Source organism: Bacillus sp. JAS24-2 (assembly GCF_008274905.1).
GTDB classification, from domain to species: domain Bacteria; phylum Bacillota; class Bacilli; order Bacillales; family Bacillaceae_G; genus Bacillus_A; species Bacillus_A cereus.
The window spans coordinates 247,501-265,000 of the sequence record NZ_CP031068.1 but is presented as its reverse complement, the minus strand read 5'-3'; the positions used below and the strand labels follow the sequence as shown (position 1 = coordinate 265,000).

The window sequence follows — 17,500 nt, the reverse complement described above, 5'->3', positions numbered from 1 at the left end:
TAAGAGCAAGCTCTTAATCCATTCGCTCGACTTGCATGTATTAGGCACGCCGCCAGCGTTCATCCTGAGCCAGGATCAAACTCTCCAATAAAGTTAGTTTGTCTAGCATCTAAAATAAAAATTGACGTTTCACGTTGTTTGTTTCGTTCAGTTTTCAAAGAACTACTTGGTCGCTCATTTGCGACTTCCTTATGTTAACATCTTCGTTAGTTAATGTCAACTAAGTTTTTTTATTTCATTTGTCGCTTGCGACGTTATTGTCATCGGCGACTTGTTCTATATTACACCTCTAAGCTCTAATCGTCAATATGTTTTTATAAAAAATATAAAAAGGCTTATTTCTTTTAAAATAAGCCTTTTTATCACATATCATTCTATTCATTTATTATTTTTCTATAATTGGTAACGAAACGATAAATTGAATAATACCATCCCTATATTCCGCTCGAATACTACCACCTTGTAACTCAACAATACTTTTCGCAATCGCTAAACCGAGTCCCGACCCTTCCGTTACTCTACTTCGAGATTGATCCTTCTTATAGAAACGTTCAAACAAATTCGCTAACTCTTCTCTCGTAAACTCTTCACTATGATTCGCAATTACAATTTGTATATCCCTACGCTGCCTTTGAAGAGAAACTTTTATATCTGCATCATCTTTACTATACTTAATCGCATTCATTAGTAAATTATCAAATACACGAACCATCTTTTCCGAATCAATCGATGCATAAGCACGTTCCTCAGGAAACTTCTTAACAAACGTAAGTCCATGTTCTTCCGCCTGCGGTACTAACTCTTCTATTAATTGCTCGAGTAGCTCATTCATACAAACTTCCTGTTTTTCTAATACAACTTGTTCATTTGTTAACTTCGTATACTCAAATAAATCTTCTATTAAATTTTTTAACTGCTCCGACTTTGCAAAAGCAATTCTCGTATACTCATCGTGTTGTTCTTTATTTTCATATTTAGAATCTCGAAGTAATCGTAAGTAGCCCATAATAGAAGTCAGCGGTGTGCGTAAATCGTGAGATACATTCGTAATAAGCTCATTCTTTTGCTTCTCTAATTTACGTTCCTTTTCTATATTATTCATAAGCTCTTCTGCCATATTATTAATATTCTCAGTTAAAGCTGCAATCTCATCTTCACCTTTTTTCTCAATGCGGTACGCTAAGTTGCCTCTTTCTATTTCCTTTACACCTTGTGCCATTGCTTCAATCTGCTTCATCTTTCTCTTTGTTATATAGAAGAAAGAGAAAATGAATACAAGAACACCAATTAAAAACGGGAATGGCCCTTCTTTCGTATCATACATTACCTCTCCCTCTGGAATTCCGCTAACAAACATGTACAAATTCTTTCCTTCAATAGTAATAGGTGAAAAAGATATAAACTCTTTTCTTGTACTTTCAAATACATTTCTACCATCTGTATAATTAATCGCAAATGATGCTGCATTACGAATCGTATTATGCAAATCGATTTGCTCTTCTTGCGCTTGCTTTGTTTTATATAAAACTTTACCACTTTCATCAGTAACCAATATCTTTAAAGCTCTAGACCCTTGCTCTAAATTTTGGTTCTCCATTTCGATCATATTTGATATAGCTTCTAATTTATTTTCATGAACCGAACTATTTGCCGCTCCTTGAGCTTGGTGATTAATTTGTTCCATACCAGCCCGATAATCGATAGTTGCTTGACGATTCGCATTCTCAAAAAATGGCGCAGCTCCCTTCGCTGACAAAACTCCTAATAACGCACAAGCAGCAAAAGTAGTAATCAATTGAATCCTTATACTCTTTCGTACGCTCTTTACTAATTTCTCAATTAATTCTCTTATTTTCCTTATATAAGTAAACGGATTAAATATCTTTTTCAATCTTATACCCCACTCCCCATACTGTTTTTATATATCTAGGTTTCCTTGGATTCTCCTCAATCTTTTCACGCACTTTCCGAATGTGCACCATTACAGTATTATCAGACTGGAAAGATCGTTCGTTCCACACCTTTTCATAAATTTGCTCCGCACTAAACACCATACCTGGATTTCTAGCTAGCAATTCTAAAATTGAAAATTCCCTCGGAGTTAGTTTCACTTCTTCTCCCTCTACAACAACTTTATGGGTCGAGATGTTGATTTTCATCTCCCCAATTTCTAACTCGTCCTCATTTTGGACAGCGAAACCATTCATTTTCATATAACGGCGTAACTGAGATTTAATTCGTGCAATTAACTCTAATGGATTAAAGGGCTTCGTTACGTAATCATCTGCCCCTGTTGTTAATCCTAAAATCTTATCCATATCTTGCGTTTTGGCAGAAAGCATAATAATAGGCATTTCTTTCGCTTCCCTTACCTTCATACACATATGAATACCATCCACTTTCGGCATCATAATATCTAATACGACTAGATGTATTTCATTTTCTTCCAATAGACGTAATCCTTCTTCTCCGTCTCCTGCTTGTAATACTTTATATCCTTCATTCTTTAAATAGATTGTAATTAAATTCCGAATTTCTTTTTCATCATCTACGACAAGTATTGTTTCGTGTGCCACAATATCTCCCCCATCACTTTTTTAATCCCTAACTTCTATTATAGGAAAACTTCTGAAGAAAAACGCTCGGAAATCCTTAAGATTTTCTGAAGACGCAAAAAGGTCTAGACTCCCCTTAAGTCTAGACCTTTAAAAAACCCCTTTTATTTACGAACGTAGATGAAATATAGTACGAATAAAACTCCCATAACATACATAATCGGATGAACCTCTTTACGACGACCACTCACAACCATTGTAATTGGATAGAAGATAAATCCAATGGCAATCCCAGTTGCGATACTATACGTAAGTGGCATAGAGATAATTGTAAAGAATGCTGGTACTGCAATCTCGAATTTCTTCCAATCAATTTCCCCTAAGGAAGAAACCATCAAGATTCCTACAATAATTAAAGCCGGTGCCGTTACAGCTGGCGTTACAACACTTAATAATGGCGAAAAGAATAGTGCCAGTAAGAAGAATCCTGCTGTTACAACTGCTGTAAATCCAGAACGTCCTCCCGCTGCTACCCCTGCAGACGATTCAATGTAAGACGTTGTTGTTGATGTACCCAAGATCGCACCAATTACAGTTGCAATCGCATCTGCAAATAACGCTTTTCCTGCACGTGGTAATTTATTGTTCTTCATTAATCCTGCTTGATTCGCAACCGCTACAAGCGTACCTGCTGTATCAAAGAAATCTATAAAGAAGAACGTTATAATAACAATCCCCATTTGAACTGTGAAAATATCGCCGAAGTGCGTTAACGCCACACCGAACGTTGGTTCTAGACTCGGTATTGCTCCCACTACAGCTTTCGGAGTATCAATTAATCCTGTTGCAACTCCTAAGATCGCTGTAAGAATCATACCGTAGAATACTGCACCATTAACTTTCTTAATCATGAAGATGATCGTAGTAACAACCCCGAAGATTGCTAGTAACGTTGTGCCCTTTGTTAAGTCCCCCAACCCAACAAGAACCGCATCGTTTTTCACGATAATTCCGGCATTTTGGAATCCAAGGAAAGCAATGAATAATCCAATACCTGCTGCTACTGCAAACTTTAACTCCGATGGAATTGCATTAATGATTTTTTCACGAATACCTGAAGCAGTAAGAATAATAAAGATAATACCTGACATTAATGTTCCGGCAATGGCCGTTTGCCACGGAATACCCATCGTTAATACTGCTGTATAAGCAAAGAACGCGTTAATCCCCATACCTGGCGCTAAAGCAATTGGATACTTCGCGAAAATACCCATAATTAACGAACCGATCGCTGCCGCTAATGCCGTAGCAACGAATACTGCACCTGGATCCATCCCTGTACCTGCTGGTAACCCTTTAACATTTCCAAGCGACAGCGTAGCAGGATTGACAAATAGTACGTAAGCCATAGATAGAAATGTCGTTAACCCTGCTATGAACTCAGTCTTATAATTCGTACCGAGCTCATCAAACTGAAAATAGCGTTTCATCCTATGTTTCCCCCGTTATATGATTACTCGCCGTATTTCACCCTAGCCCTCTTTTATCCCGAGAAATAAAAAACGCTTCCATTGCATATATACATGGAAGCGTTCTATAAACAAAGACAAGTTTCCCCTCATCTTTATACAAACGCCTCGTAGTCAAGCCATTTACGGTAGCTAGGTAGAAACTTTCGGGCCATATCCCCGATATTATACGACGGCTATAATATTCACTTTTCGTTTGAATTACATAATCATATTAACTCGGTGAAGTAGTTTTGTCAATTTAAAAACGAACATTTTCATAAACTTTTATAGTTTCGTTCGTATTAATACCAAAATAAAAAGATCCATCTATGCATAAGCAATAGATGGACCTTTTTATAAATACTATTCCCACTCAATAGTTGCTGGTGGCTTACTCGTTACATCATACACGATACGGTTAACGTGTTTTACTTCGTTTACGATACGTACAGAGATTTTCTCTAATACGTCCCAAGGGATACGTGCCCAGTCAGCTGTCATACCGTCGATAGATGTTACCGCGCGGATACCTACTGTGTAATCGTAAGTACGCTCGTCACCCATAACACCTACGCTACGCATACCAGGAAGCGCAGTGAAGTATTGCCAGATTTCGCGGTCTAAGCCCGCTTTAATAATTTCTTCGCGTAAAATCGCATCAGATTCACGAACGATTTCTAATTTCTCTTCTGTAATTTCACCTAATACACGAATACCAAGACCAGGTCCTGGGAATGGTTGACGCCATACGATTTCATCAGGAATTCCTAATTCAGATCCTAATACACGTACTTCGTCTTTAAATAACGTGTTTAAAGGCTCAATTAATTTGAACTGCATGTCTTCTGGAAGTCCACCAACGTTATGGTGAGATTTAATTGTTTGCGCAGTTGCTGTACCACTCTCAACGATATCTGTGTAAAGTGTACCTTGCGCTAAGAAGTCCATACCTTGTAATTTTGACGCTTCATCATCAAAAACGTAAATGAATTCGTTACCGATGATTTTACGTTTTTGTTCTGGATCTTCTACACCTTTTAACTTGTCCATGAAGCGTTCTTTTGCATCCACTTTAATAACGTTCATATGGAAGCCTTCGCTAAATGTTTTCATAACGCCTTCTGCTTCGCCTTTACGAAGTAAACCGTGGTCAACGAAAATACATGTTAACTGGTCGCCGATTGCTTTATGAATTAATACTGCTACAACAGAAGAGTCTACACCGCCACTAAGTGCGCATAGGACTTTTTTGTCTCCAACAGTTTCACGAATTTTTTCTAATTCTACTTCGATAAAGTTCTCCATGTTCCATCCTTCAGAACAACCACATACGCCAAATACGAAGTTTTTAATTAAATCGTTACCGTGCTCAGAGTGACGTACTTCTGGGTGGAATTGTACACCGTATAAGTTTTTGTCTTCATTGCTCATACCAGCAATTGGACAAGACTCACTTGTTGCGTCTACTACGAATCCTTCAGGTAAACCAGTTACTAAGTCACCATGGCTCATCCATACAACTTGCTCTTCTGGAAGGTTCGCATATAATTTTGATTCGTTCTCTACTTTAAGAACAGCTTTTCCGTACTCACGGTGATTTGCACGCTCTACTTTACCACCGAAGTGTTGCGTCATAAGCTGCATACCGTAACAAATACCGAAGATTGGTAAACCTAGTTCAAAGATTTTTTCATCACAATGTAATGCACCTTCACCGTATACGCTATTTGGTCCACCAGAGAAAATAATCCCTTTTGGATTCATTGCTTTAATTTCTTCTGCAGTAATTGTATGTGGATGAAGTTCACTGTATACACCGAACTCACGAATTCGACGTGCTATTAACTGATTGTATTGACTTCCAAAATCTAAAACGATAATTGTATCGTGTTGTTTCTTCAAAATAATCACCCCAACGTTAGTTCTCGTATATAAATATTTTCACCAATTTGGCGAAAAGCATTACCAATATAATAAAAAAAGCCAGTCCTCCGCCTCTAGTCTCATAACAAAGAAAAGGCAGGGGTCTGGCTTTATAAAGAAAGATAGTCTCCGCTCTTTATAAATATAAGACACACTGCCTTCATAGTCAGGTTGTTTGCGGTAACCCGGTAGAGACTCTCAAACCATATCATTGAGGATATATGAAGGATCGTTTTATATTATCTTCCTAGATTCTAACAATGAAATATCAATATGGTCAAGAGAGAAAGCGACAAAATTCTACAGAAATTCATTTCCTTTTCTAAAAAACATAAAAAAACATCCATTTCTATATAGAAATGGATGTTTTTTAGGGCAAACGGAATTACATCATTCCGCCCATACCACCCATGCCCATGCCGCCCATGTCAGGCATTGCTGGTGCATTTGGTTCTGGCTTGTCAGCTACTACAGCTTCAGTTGTTAAGAACATAGCTGCAACAGATGCTGCGTTTTGAAGTGCAGAACGAGTTACTTTAGCTGGATCTACGATACCAGACTCAAGCATGTTAACCCATTCGCCAGTAGCTGCGTTGAAACCAACGCCTACTTTTTCGCCTTTTAGACGCTCTACAACTACAGATCCTTCTAGACCAGCGTTGATTGCGATTTGACGAACTGGCTCTTCTAGTGCGCGAAGTACGATGTTGATACCTGTTGCTTCGTCGCCTTCAGCTACGATAGAAGCTACTTTTGTGTATACGTTCATAAGTGAAGTACCACCACCTGCAACGATACCTTCTTCTACTGCTGCACGAGTTGAGTTAAGTGCATCTTCAATACGAAGTTTGCGTTCTTTCAACTCAGTTTCAGTTGCTGCACCTACTTTAATTACCGCTACGCCACCTGCAAGTTTTGCAAGACGCTCTTGTAATTTTTCACGATCGAATTCAGAAGTTGTTTCTTCTAATTGCGCACGGATTTGACCGATGCGAGCTTCGATTTGTTCTGTGCTTCCTACACCTTCAACTACAGTTGTGTTTTCTTTTGTAACAACAACTTTACCAGCGCGTCCTAAAGATTCAACTGTAGCAGATTTTAAGTCACGACCTAATTCTTCAGTGATTACTTCGCCACCTGTTAAGATTGCGATATCTTCTAGCATTGCTTTACGACGGTCACCAAATCCAGGAGCTTTAACAGCTACTACGTTGAATGTACCACGAAGTTTGTTCACTACTAATGTAGCTAACGCTTCGCCTTCTACATCTTCAGCAATGATAAGAAGTGGTTTACCTTGTTGTACCACTTGCTCTAATACTGGTAAGATTTCTTGAATGTTAGAAATCTTTTTGTCAGTGATTAAGATGTATGGGTTATCAAGAACTGCTTCCATTTTGTCAGAATCAGTAATCATGTAAGGAGATGCATATCCACGATCAAATTGCATACCTTCTACTACGTCTAATTCTGTTGTGAAGCCTTTAGATTCTTCTAAAGTAATAACGCCGTCGTTACCAACGCGCTCCATTGCTTCAGCGATTAATTGACCTACTTCTTCGTCAGCTGCAGAAATAGCAGCTACTTGTGCGATAGAAGATTTGCCTTCGATTGGTTTAGAAATCGTTTTTAATTCTTCGATTGCAGCAGTAACAGCTTTTTCGATACCTTTACGAAGACCCATTGGGTTAGCACCAGCTGTTACGTTTTTAAGACCTTCACGAATCATAGCTTGCGCTAATACAGTTGCAGTTGTTGTTCCGTCACCAGCTACGTCATTTGTTTTGCTAGCAACTTCTGCTACTAGTTTCGCACCCATGTTTTCGAATGCATCTTCTAATTCGATTTCTTTTGCGATTGTTACACCGTCATTTGTAATAAGTGGTGAACCGAATTTTTTCTCAAGAACAACGTTACGACCTTTTGGTCCAAGCGTTACTTTTACTGCATTTGCAAGAGTGTCGACACCGCGAAGCATCGAACGACGTGCTTCTTCACTAAATTTAATATCTTTTGCCATAATAATTGACCCCCTTGGATTTTTTAAGATTTATATAATTAACCGATAACTGCTAAAATGTCACTTTCACGTAAAATCAAGTAGTCTGTACCTTCATATTTCACTTCAGTACCTGCATATTTTGAGAAGATGATAAGATCACCTGCTGCTACCTCTAAAGCAACACGCTCACCATTCTCAAGCACTCGACCAGTACCTACTGCAACAACTTTACCCTCTTGTGGTTTTTCTTTTGCAGTATCTGGTAATACGATACCACTTGCTGTTTTTTCTTCTGCTTGAACAAGCTCAATTACAACGCGATCACCTAATGGCTTTAGCATGAACAATAACCTCCTCATTTTGTTATGTAAATTTCTTTTATTAGCACTCAAGTCATCCGAGTGCTAACACACTTATAATAATAAATAATCTCAATTTCTTTTGCAAGTAAAAAAATCATAATTTTTTCGCAAATCACTATATAAACTTTCTATATAGAATACTGCCTTTACTATATGAATCGTTGTTTCCACTGCTCGTATGTTACAATATGAAAGGACACCCTAAGTTGTTTTCGCTACACACACAACTTTCTCCTGTCTTCTATTATAATTTCAAATAAGGATTTACGAAAAAAACATAATTCAAGTGAGGTTTATATCGTAGGTAGCATATTTACATGTTATCCTAACTTATCTCATACACTATAGTTAGAAAGGATGGTTAAACCATTTGAAGAAACAATACTGGTGGATTATCGTTACATACATTTTAATGCAGTTATCTGGCGTTGTTGGATTGCCACTTCTCCTAAAAACAGGACTCTATGATAATAGAGGATTTACCATTGAGGAAAAAGGACAAATCATAACGGGACACTGGGCAATTATTAGCTTCTTTGTTGCATTATGTATCGTACTTTGGTTACTTAGAACAGATATTCGTGACAGGCATTTAGATCCAAAGCGCTCTTCTGCTCCAGCTACTATTGGATGGATTTTCATCGGGTTCTTCTTAGCTTTCTTTTCACAAATAGTTGCCGGTATGATCGAGATGCAGCTGCTAGGAATTAAACAAGGTTCAGAAAATACAATGAAACTGATGGAGATTGCAAGAACGACCCCTTGGTTCCTTATTGTTGTATCTATAATTGGACCTATCTTAGAAGAAATCGTATTTAGAAAAATTTTATTTGGTGCACTTTATAAGAAGTTTAACTTCTTTATCGCAGCTATCATTAGTTCGCTTGTATTCGCAGCAATTCATTTTGATTTTACTCATTTATTGGTATACACTGCTATGGGGCTCGTATTCGCCTTCTTATATGTGAAGACGAAACGGATTATCGTTCCGATTGCAGCTCATGTTGCGATGAATACATTGGTCGCTATTGGGCAAATTTTTATGAGCAATGAACAAATTCAAGAAATGATTAAAGAAGCTGAAAAAATGCAAGGCTTTATCGGAGGATTTTTTGTATGAGAAACTCACCATTGTTCATGGCTGCACTATACTTCCTTCTTGGATGTATCTTTACACGCTTCGCCATTACGAACGTGACAGATACAATCTGGAATATGTGGACAATACTATTTGCAGTTATGGCAACAATTGATTTTAATTTGGCACTTCGCCTTATATTAATTAAATTCACAAAGAAGAAACAATAATAAAACGCAGAGGTCGCTTCCTCTGCGTTTTATTGTGGATAGTTTTTCAAAAAGTAAACTAATGTTTGTAACTCTACAGCTAAGTCAATATGATGAATTCTAATATTCTCTGATACGTTTAATCGCGCTGGTGTGAAATTCAAAATACCATGCACGCTCGTTTCAGCTAATCTATCTGCTACAGCTTGTGCTACTGTAGCCGGTACTGTTAATATTGCCACTTGTATATCATTTGATAATCTCTCTTCTAATTCATCTAAATGATATACAGGAATGCCCCCGATTTCTGTTCCAACTTTCTCTTCACTAACATCAAATGCCATTTCAATTTTTGTATTATTGTTTTTCGTGAAATTATAATGTAAGAAAGCGGTCCCTAAATTACCTACTCCAATAAGTGCTACACGTGTTATATCATCTTGATCAAGTGTTTCGCGGAAAAATGATAATAAATAATTTACGTTATATCCATATCCCTTTTTCCCTAACGCTCCAAAATACGAAAAATCTCTTCGTATTGTTGCGGAATCTACTTTTACTGCCTCACTCAATTCGGCCGATGAAACACGCTGCTTACCAGAAAGAGATAAGTTTTGGATAAATCGATAGTATAGAGGCAATCTTTTAGCAGTGGCTTGTGGAATCTTTTGCTGATCCATATGACCTCTCCTCTCTTCCTATCTTTATTCATATACTTTAATCAAATACAGAAGTTTAGCACTCATTAAATTCCTTGTATAATAAAGAGAAGAAGTATTCTCTCTTTATTTTAAACTATACACTATTTTTAGTATGATTGAGAAATATAAACATGGCAAAGTTAAGAAATTATTTGAGGTGAAAACATTGATTTTATTACAAGTAAACGCGCTTTCGAAATTATACGGTGCAGAAACGATTCTTGCAAACATAAAATTGGAAGTACAAACAAAAGATCGTATCGCATTAGTTGGAAGGAATGGAGCAGGCAAATCTACATTATTAAAAATTATCGCTGGTGAATTATCTCATGATGGTGGCGAAATTATAAAACCGAAAGATGTCTCAATCGGATATTTAGCTCAAAATACTGGACTAGAAACGTCTTTAACAATTTGGGATGAAATGCTAACCGTCTTTACCCACTTACAGCAAATGGAGACAAAACTTCGAAGGCTTGAGCAAGAAATGGGAAAAGAAGAAAACTTTTCAAACGAAGCTACATATGAAAGATTGTTAGCTGATTATGACCAATTGCAACTCAATTATAAAGATCAAGGTGGATATCAATATGAAGCGGATATTCGCTCCATTTTAAGCGGCCTTGGCTTCCCAGTTGAAACGCACCAGACGACGATCTCTACTTTAAGCGGCGGGCAAAAAACAAGATTAGCTCTCGGGAAATTATTATTAACAAAACCAGACTTACTTATTTTGGATGAGCCTACAAACCATTTAGACATCGAAACATTAACGTGGCTTGAGCAATATTTACAAGGTTATCCTGGCGCAATATTAATCGTTTCACATGACCGTTATTTCTTAGACAAACTCGTTACACAAGTATATGAAATTTCGAATAAAGAAAGCAGACGATTTGTTGGTAACTACAGTAAATATTTAGACTTAAAATCAGCATTATATGAGCAAGAAATGAAACGTTACGAAAAACAACAAGATGAAATCGCAAAACTTGAGGACTTCGTTCAAAAGAATATAGCTCGCGCTTCTACAACGAAACGTGCTCAAAGTCGTCGTAAACAACTAGACAGAATGGAATTATTAACGAGACCATTAGGGGATTCTAAGTCAGCATCATTCCACTTCGATATTGAAAAGCAAAGTGGAAATGATGTTTTACAAGTAAATGATGCAACCATCGGCTATGATGAGAACCCTATAATTGAACATGTAACTATGCGCTTAACTCGCGGAGATAGTGTTGCTTTAGTTGGTCCAAACGGAATTGGGAAATCCACATTGTTAAAGTCTATTGTGAATAAGTTACCACTATTAAATGGTGATGTTTCTTTCGGATCAAATGTATCTGTTGGTTATTATGATCAAGAACAAGCAAACTTAACATCTTCTAAACGGGTTTTAAATGAACTATGGGATGAATATCCACTGCAACCTGAAAAAGAAATCCGTACTATACTCGGGAATTTTTTATTCACAGGAGATGATGTACTGAAACCAGTATCTTCCCTTAGTGGTGGACAAAAAGCTCGATTAGCTCTTGCAAAACTTATGATGCAAAAATCAAATTTATTAATTCTAGATGAACCTACGAACCACCTTGATTTAAACAGTAAAGAAATTTTGGAGAATGCTTTAATTGATTATCCAGGGACTCTTCTATTCGTCTCACATGACCGCTACTTTATTAACCGTGTAACAACGACTGTGGTTGAGTTATCAACAGAAGGTGCACAGGAATATTTAGGGGATTACGATTACTACGTTGAAAAGAAAAATGAAATGATTGAACGTGCAGAACTTGAACAGCAAGAAAGTGACATTCCTGTTCAAAAGGTGGTTGCACAAGAGAAATTAAATTATTTAGAAGAAAAAGAGCGTAAAAAACTAGAGCGTCAACGCACTAGAAAAATTGAAGAGCTAGAACAAAGTATATTAGAATTAGAAGAAGAAATTGCTACGTTAGAAGATCAACTTTGCTTACCAGAAATATATGCAGATTATGAAAAAGCTAGTGAAATTACAACTAAAAAGCAAACGCTACAAGAACAACTTGAAACTTGTATGGCAGAATGGGAAGAGCTGCATGTATAAGCATATTTAAATAAGGAAGATGTCTCATAAGTCAGGATTTTTGACTATGCGACATCTTTTTTTCTTTTAATACAGAAACAATTTTTTGAGTATATCAATCGTAACTTAGAATATACCAACGATTTTTCAAATATATCTATTGTAACCCTATATATATTAACAATTCGACACGAAATATCGATTTAACGACAAAGATTGACAATATTAGCATCTTCTATAATAGGGGGATGTTTCAAAATGTTTTTCGGGGATATCTTCTTACTTTTTATTTCCCGAAAAAGAACAAACTCAAAGGTCTGACATCATCCTATTTATCCACAAGTTTATACACATATCCACCTTTATAAAATAAACCTTAAAATAACTTTTCCACATTATCCACAATCAATAAAAAAGTTATCAACATTTTATATACACAATAAAACCCACATTATCAACAGACAATATGGGTTTTATCCACAACCTGTGGTTAATTATGTGTATAACTATGCTTCAATATCTAATCCTGGATTTGCATTTAAGGCTAATGTTGCACGCTTACCTTGTTCATAAGCAATTGTCCCTGCCGCTGCAATCATCGCTGCATTATCTGTGCATAAAGATAGCGGCGGAATAATTAATTCAATGTTTTCTTTTTGTGCAAATTCCTCTTCTAATCGCGCACGAAGTCCTTTATTAGCAGCTACTCCACCAGCAAGAAGTAATTGCTTTACATTATAAGCTTCTGCTGCACGAGCTGCTTTCGTTACAAGTACATCTATTACACTTTCTTGGAAACTTGCCGCTAAATCTTCTGGCGCAATTTCTATACCGCGTTGTTTTGCGTTATGCACAGTGTTGATAACTGCTGATTTCAATCCACTAAAGCTAAAATCATATGAATCCGGTTCTAGCCATGCACGAGGCAAATCAATTGTCGGTTCTCCTTCATGTGCAAGGCGATCAATATGAGGACCACCTGGATATGGCATAGATAACGTACGAGCTACTTTATCATATGCTTCTCCAGCTGCATCGTCTCGTGTTTCACCAATTACTTCGAATGAACCATGTTCTTTCATATAAACAAGTTCCGTATGCCCACCAGATACAACAAGTGATAATAACGGGAATTGAACTTCTTTTACTAAACGGTTCGCATAAATATGACCAGCAATATGATGAACACCGACTAACGGAATATCATGTGCAAACGCTACTGCCTTCGCTGCATTTACTCCAATTAGAAGTGCTCCTACTAAACCAGGACCTTCTGTTACAGCAATTGCATCAATATCATCAAATGTGATGTTTGCTTCCTTTAAAGCTTCTTCTAACACAACTGTAATTTCTTCTACATGATGACGGGATGCAATCTCTGGTACAACGCCGCCAAAACGTTTATGACTTTCAATTTGTGATGCAACGACATTCGCAATAATTTCCGTTCCATTTTTAACAACTGCTACTGCTGTTTCATCACAACTTGTTTCAATACCAAGTATAATCGTATTTTTTTCCATTATATATTCACCCACATTACGAGACCATCTTCCTGATTGTCTGCATAGTATCGTTTACGAATCCCACCATTTTGAAATCCGTATTTTCTGTATAACTGCTTTGCTACTTCATTTGATACACGTACTTCAAGTGTCATTGTTTTTACCCCTAGTTCTTTCGCTTCAGAAATAACTCCTTTCAATAGGGCATCTCCTAACTTTTGACCTCGGTATTCTGGCAAAATAGCTATATTTGTTATATGTGATTCATCAATAATTATCCACAATCCACAATACCCGACTACACGACCATCTTTTTCTAACACAATATAATGTGCATGTTCATTCATCGTTAATTCACGGTGAAAGGCATCTGCAGTCCAAGGAGTTGAAAAAGACGCTTCTTCAATAGCTACAATTTGAGCAATATCATCAAGCTCCATCTTTCTAAATATCATATCCATCTTCTGCAAGCTCCTACTTGTTTTGACTTTCTAACCACTTTGTTTCAGCTTCAGCTAAACGAAGATAGCTTGGAACAAACGTATGCACATCTTGTTCTTCTTTTTGTAATCCTAAGAATGCTAGCTCACTTGGTCTTGGGTTATTTTTAGTAAATGGAGCGAATACAGCTTGATCACCTAAATGTTCTATAATTGTTTCTTTATGCAATTTAACATCGTTACCGATAAATAAAACAGGTTGTCCTTTATCTTTTAACATTTGCAACCAGTCCACAATAAGAATAATTCGGTCTTCTTCTATTGAAGTTAACTGCTCTCCTTCATATGTATATAACCCAGTATAAATTTGCCCACGTCTTCCATCAAATAAAGGACAAATTAACCCGTTAAAGTTAGCACCGTTTGCAGCTACTACCTCTAAACTTGATACACCTACAATTGGTATTTGAAGTGACCAAGCTAATGTTTTCGCCGCTGTCACGCCTATGCGAACACCTGTATAGGATCCAGGTCCAGCAGCTACAACGATTTTAGTTAATTCCTTCGGTTTTACGCCACACTCTTTTAACAGTTTCTCTACAGCTGGCATAAGACGTACAGAATGGTTTTTTGTTAAATTTGTAATGATTTCCCCAATTACGTTTCCTTCCTCAATAAGGGATACACCCATTACGTAATTTGAAGTATCAATTGCTAGTACTTTCATCTTGTAATAGCTCCTCACATAATCTAATATAGCGATCTCCAATTGGCTCGAGTATAATTTTTCTTGTGTCATCTCCAGCATGGAATAAACTAATTTGTAACTTTTCATTTGGTAAATATGCCTCTATTAAATGAGCCCATTCTACTACCGTAATTCCTTCACCGTAGAAATACTCATCAAAGCCTAAGTCCTCTTCACTTTCTGCTAAGCGATACACGTCCATATGATATAGCGGTAACCTACCTTTATATTCTTTAATGATATTAAAGGTAGGACTATTTACAACTCTTTTCACTCCAAGACCTTTTGCTAGTCCCTTTGTAAAAGTCGTCTTACCAGCTCCAAGATCTCCTTCTAAAATAATTACATCTTGTGCCTCTACGAGCTCACCTAGTTTTTCTGATAACCTTTGTGTTGCCTCAGAAGATTTTGTTGTTACTTCATATTTACTCACAGACTTCACCTACTTTACTCACAATATTCTCTGCTCTTTATTATACAGGTTTTGAATATATAAAAAAGTCCTTAGGAGTTGTCCTAAGGATAGTTTGACTGTCTTTATTAGTTTTTTGTTAAAACAAATAAAAAAATACGAAACAACTTGTTTCGTTCTTTTCTTTATATGAAATGGCGGTCCCGACCGGGGTCGAACCGGCGATCTCCTGCGTGACAGGCAGGCATGTTAACCACTACACCACGGGACCATTTGGTTGCGGGGACAGGATTTGAACCTGCGACCTTCGGGTTATGAGCCCGACGAGCTACCGTGCTGCTCCACCCCGCGACAATATAAATAGCTTGGCGACGTCCTACTCTCACAGGGACAAGGTCCCAACTACCATCGGCGCTAGAGAGCTTAACTTCCGTGTTCGGTATGGGAACGGGTGTGACCTCTCTGCCATCATCACCAAACTATTGAAGGCATATTCCTTCAAAACTAGATAACATTGCTACATATTATATGGTTAAGTCCTCGATCTATTAGTATTCGTCAGCTCCACATGTCACCATGCTTCCACCTCGAACCTATCAACCTGATCATCTTTCAGGGATCTTACTAGCTTACGCTATGGGAAATCTCATCTTGAGGGGGGCTTCATGCTTAGATGCTTTCAGCACTTATCCCTTCCGCACATAGCTACCCAGCTATGCCCTTGGCAGAACAACTGGTACACCAGCGGTGCGTCCATCCCGGTCCTCTCGTACTAAGGACAGCTCCTCTCAAATTTCCTACGCCCACGACGGATAGGGACCGAACTGTCTCACGACGTTCTGAACCCAGCTCGCGTACCGCTTTAATGGGCGAACAGCCCAACCCTTGGGACCGACTACAGCCCCAGGATGCGATGAGCCGACATCGAGGTGCCAAACCTCCCCGTCGATGTGGACTCTTGGGGGAGATAAGCCTGTTATCCCCGGGGTAGCTTTTATCCGTTGAGCGATGGCCCTTCCATGCGGAACCACCGGATCACTAAGCCCGACTTTCGTCCCTGCTCGACTTGTAGGTCTCGCAGTCAAGCTCCCTTATGCCTTTGCACTCTACGAATGATTTCCAACCATTCTGAGGGAACCTTTGGGCGCCTCCGTTACACTTTAGGAGGCGACCGCCCCAGTCAAACTGCCCACCTGACACTGTCTCCCGGGTCGATAAGACCCGTAGGTTAGAATTTCAATACAGTCAGGGCGGTATCCCACCAGCGCCTCCACCGAAGCTAGCGCTCCGGTTTCAATGGCTCCCGCCTATCCTGTACAAACTGTACCAAAATTCAATATCAGGCTACAGTAAAGCTCCACGGGGTCTTTCCGTCCTGTCGCGGGTAACCTGCATCTTCACAGGTACTATAATTTCACCGAGTCTCTGGTTGAGACAGTGCCCAAATCGTTACACCTTTCGTGCGGGTCGGAACTTACCCGACAAGGAATTTCGCTACCTTAGGACCGTTATAGTTACGGCCGCCGTTTACTGGGGCTTCAGTTCAGAGCTTCGCTTACGCTAACCCCTCTCCTTAACCTTCCAGCACCGGGCAGGTGTCACCCCCTATACTTCGCCTTACGGCTTCGCAGAGAGCTGTGTTTTTGCTAAACAGTCGCTTGGGCCTATTCACTGCGGCTTTCCGTTAAGAAAGCACCCCTTCTCCCGAAGTTACGGGGTCATTTTGCCGAGTTCCTTAACCAGAGTTCTCTCGCACACCTTAGGATTCTCTCCTCGCCTACCTGTGTCGGTTTGCGGTACAGGCACCTTTTATCTCGCTAGAAGCTTTTCTTGGCAGCGGGGAATCAAAGACTTCGCTCCATAAGGAGCTTCCCCATCACAGCTCAGCCTTTATGATAAGCGGATTTGCCTACTTATCAGCCTAACTGCTTGGACGTGCACAACCAATCGCACGCTTCTTCTATCCTTCTGCGTCCCTCCATT

14 protein-coding genes, 2 tRNA genes, 3 rRNA genes and 2 riboswitches (2 of these 21 running past the window's edge) are annotated in these 17,500 nt (G+C 38.5%); of the genes, 3 read left to right on the top strand and 16 right to left on the bottom strand.

The window, feature by feature from the left end:
- The 7 genes from DN407_RS01545 to groES all read right to left on the bottom strand — a co-directional run.
- Positions 1-91: ribosomal RNA gene (locus tag DN407_RS01545) — 16S ribosomal RNA — on the bottom strand; it reaches 1,461 nt to the left of the window's first position.
- A 294-nt stretch (positions 92-385) separates the two neighbouring features.
- A complete protein-coding gene (ampS, locus tag DN407_RS01540) occupies positions 386-1,891 on the bottom strand; it encodes an aminopeptidase AmpS (protein ID WP_000719210.1) in 1,506 nt (501 codons plus the stop codon).
- Positions 1,875-2,576, bottom strand: a complete 702-nt coding sequence (locus tag DN407_RS01535) for a response regulator transcription factor (protein WP_000929880.1) — start codon at positions 2,574-2,576, stop codon at positions 1,875-1,877. Before DN407_RS01535 ends, ampS begins: the two co-directional genes overlap by 17 nt.
- A 143-nt stretch (positions 2,577-2,719) precedes the next feature.
- On the bottom strand, positions 2,720-4,045 hold the full coding sequence (locus DN407_RS01530) for an NCS2 family permease (protein ID WP_000833096.1): 1,326 nt from the start codon (positions 4,043-4,045) through the stop codon (positions 2,720-2,722).
- A 130-nt stretch (positions 4,046-4,175) separates the two neighbouring features.
- Positions 4,176-4,277, bottom strand: a riboswitch (purine riboswitch).
- A 152-nt stretch (positions 4,278-4,429) separates the two neighbouring features.
- Positions 4,430-5,968 carry a glutamine-hydrolyzing GMP synthase gene (guaA, locus tag DN407_RS01525; RefSeq protein ID WP_149215952.1) on the bottom strand — a complete coding sequence of 513 codons (1,539 nt, stop codon included), beginning with the start codon at positions 5,966-5,968 and terminating at the stop codon, positions 4,430-4,432.
- 164 nt (positions 5,969-6,132) lie between these two features.
- Positions 6,133-6,234, bottom strand: a riboswitch (purine riboswitch).
- A 140-nt stretch (positions 6,235-6,374) separates the two neighbouring features.
- Entirely contained in the window at positions 6,375-8,009 is a 1,635-nt protein-coding gene (groL, locus tag DN407_RS01520; protein WP_001029993.1) for a chaperonin GroEL, read from the bottom strand.
- Positions 8,010-8,047: 38 nt separating this feature from the next.
- Positions 8,048-8,332, bottom strand: a complete 285-nt coding sequence (gene groES / locus DN407_RS01515; RefSeq protein ID WP_000917311.1) for a co-chaperone GroES — start codon at positions 8,330-8,332, stop codon at positions 8,048-8,050.
- Between the two features lie 391 nt (positions 8,333-8,723).
- On the opposite strand from groES, the gene DN407_RS01510 reads away from it, so the two are divergent.
- On the top strand, positions 8,724-9,473 hold the full coding sequence (locus DN407_RS01510; RefSeq protein WP_000745326.1) for a CPBP family intramembrane glutamic endopeptidase: 750 nt from the start codon (positions 8,724-8,726) through the stop codon (positions 9,471-9,473).
- Positions 9,470-9,661: a YdiK family protein gene (locus DN407_RS01505; RefSeq protein WP_001246200.1), complete on the top strand. Its 192-nt coding sequence runs from the start codon at positions 9,470-9,472 to the stop codon at positions 9,659-9,661. The genes DN407_RS01510 and DN407_RS01505 overlap by 4 nt, the downstream gene beginning before the upstream one ends.
- 29 nt (positions 9,662-9,690) lie before the next feature.
- Here the strand turns inward: DN407_RS01505 and DN407_RS01500 are convergent, their stop codons facing one another.
- On the bottom strand, positions 9,691-10,320 hold the full coding sequence (locus DN407_RS01500) for a redox-sensing transcriptional repressor Rex (protein ID WP_000372699.1): 630 nt from the start codon (positions 10,318-10,320) through the stop codon (positions 9,691-9,693).
- A 187-nt stretch (positions 10,321-10,507) separates the two neighbouring features.
- Between DN407_RS01500 and DN407_RS01495 the strand changes: the two genes are divergently transcribed.
- On the top strand, positions 10,508-12,433 hold the full coding sequence (locus DN407_RS01495) for an ABC-F family ATP-binding cassette domain-containing protein (protein WP_000602145.1): 1,926 nt from the start codon (positions 10,508-10,510) through the stop codon (positions 12,431-12,433).
- A gap of 485 nt (positions 12,434-12,918) precedes the next feature.
- On the opposite strand, the gene tsaD is transcribed toward DN407_RS01495, so the two are convergent.
- From tsaD to DN407_RS01455, 8 genes are all read right to left on the bottom strand, one after another.
- Complete coding sequence (gene tsaD, locus DN407_RS01490) at positions 12,919-13,935, bottom strand: tRNA (adenosine(37)-N6)-threonylcarbamoyltransferase complex transferase subunit TsaD (RefSeq protein ID WP_000414585.1); 1,017 nt, start codon at positions 13,933-13,935, stop codon at positions 12,919-12,921.
- Positions 13,935-14,378 (bottom strand): ribosomal protein S18-alanine N-acetyltransferase, encoded by a 444-nt coding sequence (gene rimI, locus DN407_RS01485; protein WP_149215951.1) that lies wholly within the window; start codon positions 14,376-14,378, stop codon positions 13,935-13,937. Before rimI ends, tsaD begins: the two co-directional genes overlap by 1 nt.
- Positions 14,379-14,391: 13 nt before the next feature.
- Complete coding sequence (tsaB, locus tag DN407_RS01480) at positions 14,392-15,084, bottom strand: tRNA (adenosine(37)-N6)-threonylcarbamoyltransferase complex dimerization subunit type 1 TsaB (protein ID WP_000865753.1); 693 nt, start codon at positions 15,082-15,084, stop codon at positions 14,392-14,394.
- Complete coding sequence (tsaE, locus tag DN407_RS01475) at positions 15,065-15,538, bottom strand: tRNA (adenosine(37)-N6)-threonylcarbamoyltransferase complex ATPase subunit type 1 TsaE (RefSeq protein ID WP_149215950.1); 474 nt, start codon at positions 15,536-15,538, stop codon at positions 15,065-15,067. Before tsaE ends, tsaB begins: the two co-directional genes overlap by 20 nt.
- Before the next feature lie 174 nt (positions 15,539-15,712).
- Positions 15,713-15,788: transfer RNA gene (locus DN407_RS01470), tRNA-Asp, on the bottom strand.
- A 3-nt stretch (positions 15,789-15,791) separates the two neighbouring features.
- A tRNA-Met gene (locus tag DN407_RS01465) sits at positions 15,792-15,868 on the bottom strand.
- 12 nt (positions 15,869-15,880) lie between these two features.
- Positions 15,881-15,996, bottom strand: a 5S ribosomal RNA gene (rrf, locus tag DN407_RS01460).
- 49 nt (positions 15,997-16,045) lie between these two features.
- A 23S ribosomal RNA gene (locus DN407_RS01455) occupies positions 16,046-17,500 on the bottom strand (it continues 1,467 nt past the right edge of the window).